At 66.6% G+C, this 2,844-nt stretch carries 6 protein-coding genes; 2 read left to right on the forward strand and 4 right to left on the reverse strand.

Annotation, left to right across the window (positions count from 1 at the left end):
• Nucleotides 1–225, forward strand: a 225-nt coding sequence (locus M0R80_31805; GenBank protein ID MCK9464226.1) for a hypothetical protein, incomplete at its 5' end; no start/stop codon positions are given.
• 304 nt (nucleotides 226–529) lie between these two features.
• Here the strand turns inward: M0R80_31805 and M0R80_31810 are convergent.
• Together M0R80_31810 and M0R80_31815 are read right to left on the reverse strand one after the other, a co-directional pair.
• Nucleotides 530–727, reverse strand: a complete 198-nt coding sequence (locus M0R80_31810) for a hypothetical protein (GenBank protein MCK9464227.1) — start codon at nucleotides 725–727, stop codon at nucleotides 530–532.
• Nucleotides 678–1,079 (reverse strand): GreA/GreB family elongation factor, encoded by a 402-nt coding sequence (locus M0R80_31815; protein ID MCK9464228.1) that lies wholly within the window; start codon nucleotides 1,077–1,079, stop codon nucleotides 678–680. The genes M0R80_31810 and M0R80_31815 overlap by 50 nt, the downstream gene beginning before the upstream one ends.
• 220 nt (nucleotides 1,080–1,299) lie before the next feature.
• Between M0R80_31815 and M0R80_31820 the strand changes: the two genes are divergently transcribed.
• Nucleotides 1,300–1,593, forward strand: a complete 294-nt coding sequence (locus M0R80_31820; protein ID MCK9464229.1) for an integration host factor subunit alpha — start codon at nucleotides 1,300–1,302, stop codon at nucleotides 1,591–1,593.
• Nucleotides 1,594–1,609: 16 nt separating this feature from the next.
• On the opposite strand, the gene M0R80_31825 is transcribed toward M0R80_31820, so the two are convergent.
• Together M0R80_31825 and M0R80_31830 are read right to left on the reverse strand one after the other, a co-directional pair.
• Nucleotides 1,610–2,539 (reverse strand): hypothetical protein, encoded by a 930-nt coding sequence (locus M0R80_31825; protein MCK9464230.1) that lies wholly within the window; start codon nucleotides 2,537–2,539, stop codon nucleotides 1,610–1,612.
• A 60-nt stretch (nucleotides 2,540–2,599) separates the two neighbouring features.
• Nucleotides 2,600–2,844 (reverse strand): hypothetical protein (locus M0R80_31830; protein ID MCK9464231.1); only part of this gene is annotated, 245 nt, incomplete at its 5' end.

The raw sequence follows: 2,844 nt of genomic DNA on the forward strand, positions 1-2,844 counted from the left end.
GCCGTCGTCCTCGCGGTCTCCTCGGCCGCCTGCTCCAGTGGGAACGATTGGGATCGGAAGGACGCTTGGCGCCGCTGCGACGACGCAATCAACGACTGGCCGGACAGACCGGCGCCGCCCTGCGCGGCGATGCACATGTGCGCCAACGAGGCGCCGCTGTCGCCGGAGGCGAGACAGAAGCTTGTGCAGATGATCGCGGCGACACCCGGTTGCCCGGCGCCGTGAGCGTGTCGATCATCAACCTGGAAGGGCGCGACGACGGGGTGTTCGGGTAGAGTCGGTGGTAGAATCCGCAGCAGCCCCCTACCCTGCCTGCGAGGTTGGTTTTCAGCCTGGCCGACCGAGGGCGCTGTGGCAATTTGTGGCAATTCTGTGGCAAATTTTACGGGAAAATGCGGGAAAAACGGGGAAGGTACGGGAACGACCGGGCGGCGCCGATGAGAGCGTTTTCCTTTTCATCTCCAGAAGTTGCGAACCATTTCGCAACCTTGGAGATCAGCCGGTCGTCCCGTACCACGGTAACTGGCAGTCAGGAGGTCAGCGGTTCGATCCCGCTTAGCTCCACAAGCAAATGACCACGGGTGAGACCCTCTCGCGTCCTGATCGCCGAGATGTCCCCCATCTCGGCCCCGCCGATGGCGACGCAGCCGCTCTTCTCGAGCTCCTCGAACATGTCGTCAGCTGCCGCGTCCGGCGCGATGCAGTAGTGGCTGTTCCGCGATGCCACGCGACTGTTCCGCTTTACAGTAGTGGCTGTGTCGCGATTCAGTAGTGGCTGTTCCGCTTTGCCACGCGACTCTTCCGCGTTGCACGCGGATCTGCGCGGGCTGGGGAAACGAATCGAACCGGATCGCCCTGAAAACGGCGTCATTCCATCTCCGGCCCGCGCAATTCATGCGCGGGATCCGGCAGCACCCGAGCCGTCCCGTTCCCAGCCCGCGCGGATCCCGCGCGGGTTCCGACGCGCGGGTCGTCATTCCCATCGTCAGGCGGACCTCGCCTTGCGGCCTTTGGACCGTGACCTCGTTGCCCACGCGCTTGCCGAGCAGCGCCGCTCCCATCGGCGAGTCCATGCCGATCTCCCCGCGCGCGGTGTCCCACTCGTCCGGCCCGACGATGCGGTCGCGCTTGGCGCGGCCGAGGTCGCCCTGCCCCTTCGGGACTGTCCGATTTTCAGTTTGACCGGGCGGGGTCGCTGTGGCAGTTTGTGGCAGTTTTACGGGGAGTTGCGAACCATCGTGAGGTCAGGGGCTCGACCTCCCTTCGCTCCAGAAGCGTTCGTCCATCAGGGGGTACGAAATGACGAAGGCGGATCTCGCGAACGTCCTGCACGAGAGGCTCGGCGAGAAGATGACGAAAAAGGACGCGGCCGATCTGGTCAACATCCTCTTCGATGAAGTGAAGCGCACGTTGTCGTCCGGCGAGAACGTCAAGATCTCGGGTTTCGGCAACTTCCTCGTCAAGGCCAAGCAGCCCCGCGTCGGGCGCAACCCGCAGACCGGCAAGCCGATGACGATCCACGGCCGCCGGGTCCTCTCCTTCAAGGTGAGCCAAGTGCTCAAGAGCGAGCTCAACCCGGATCAGGCGGGCTGAACCGCAGCCCCTGCCCTCACGGCCCGGCATCGGGCGCGGGCTGGAAACCGCCGCACCGTCCTCCACCGCACGCGTCCGTCTTGTTTCCGCAGAAGGAAGGAACGCCTGGCCATCCGGCTTGCGCGAGCCGCTCGAAGAGCCCCTTCGCATCGCATGACGGGAGCGCGGGGTTGTCGCGCACGGAGATCTCGCACTGCGGCGCGACGCCTTTGAGGCCCTTGAGCCCGTGGAGCCCTTTGAGGGCGGGGTTGCCGACGATCGACAGGCGACACGTCGCCACCTGGGACCCCGGCACCACGAAGACCCGCTCGAGGCCGCTGAAATCGACCTGCTCCAGCCGGTCGTTGCGCTCGAGGACGACGCCCGCGGCGGACCCGAGGTCGGGCATCGCGACGCGGCGAAGGGCCGGGCACCCGGTCACGGAGACCGACGCCGCGACGAGCAGTCCGCCGACGTCGAGCTCCTGGAGCGAACGGTTGTCGACGACCTCGAGGCCGAGCCCGACGATCTCCGCGAGGGAACCGAGATCGAGCCGCTCGAGCGCGTCGTTGTTGCGCACCGCGATCTGGTACGCCGCGGTCTTCAACCCGCCGAGGCTCACCTCGACGAGCGCCCGGTTCCGCTCGATGACGGCGACGTCACCGTCGTCCGAACCTATCGACCGGAGCGCGGGGAGGCGCAGCGCGGTCAACGCGGCGTTCTTCTGAACGTAGAGCTTCCCGCCTATCGTCTTCAGGTTCGGCAGGGAGATCTCGGTGACGTCGGCCCGCTTCACGGTCAGGCGCCCGGTGATCTCCGTGTACCCGGCGAGCCGCTCGACGTCGGCGGCGGTCACGATCTTCGCGTCGCCGGTCAGTACTCTGTCCTTCGCCTCCGGGGTGCAGGCGGCGAGGCCGATGGCCAGTCCCGCGCACGCCGCGGCATGAATGATCCGCCGATAGAGCATCGTATCGCCTCCATCATCCTGACGTCGGGTTGGAGCTCCTGCCGCGTGCGACGAACCGGATCAGCCGCCCAGGACGACCTTGGAGAGCAGCCCGAGCAGGCCGCCGCTGCGCGCATCGCGCTCGGCGCCGATGGTCGAACAGCTGCACGACTTGCCGCCCGAATCGCCGTCCGCGTCCGTATCCGAGTCCGCATCCGTATCGGAGTCGGAGTCGGTGTCGGTGTCGCTATCGGTGTCCGTGTCGGTGTCGGTATCCGTGTCGGTGTCCGTGCCCGCGGTCACGTCGATGGTGATATCGTAGGCGC

The organism is Pseudomonadota bacterium (genome assembly GCA_023229365.1).
In the GTDB taxonomy this organism is placed as follows: domain Bacteria; phylum Myxococcota_A; class Polyangia; order JAAYKL01; family JAAYKL01; genus JALNZK01.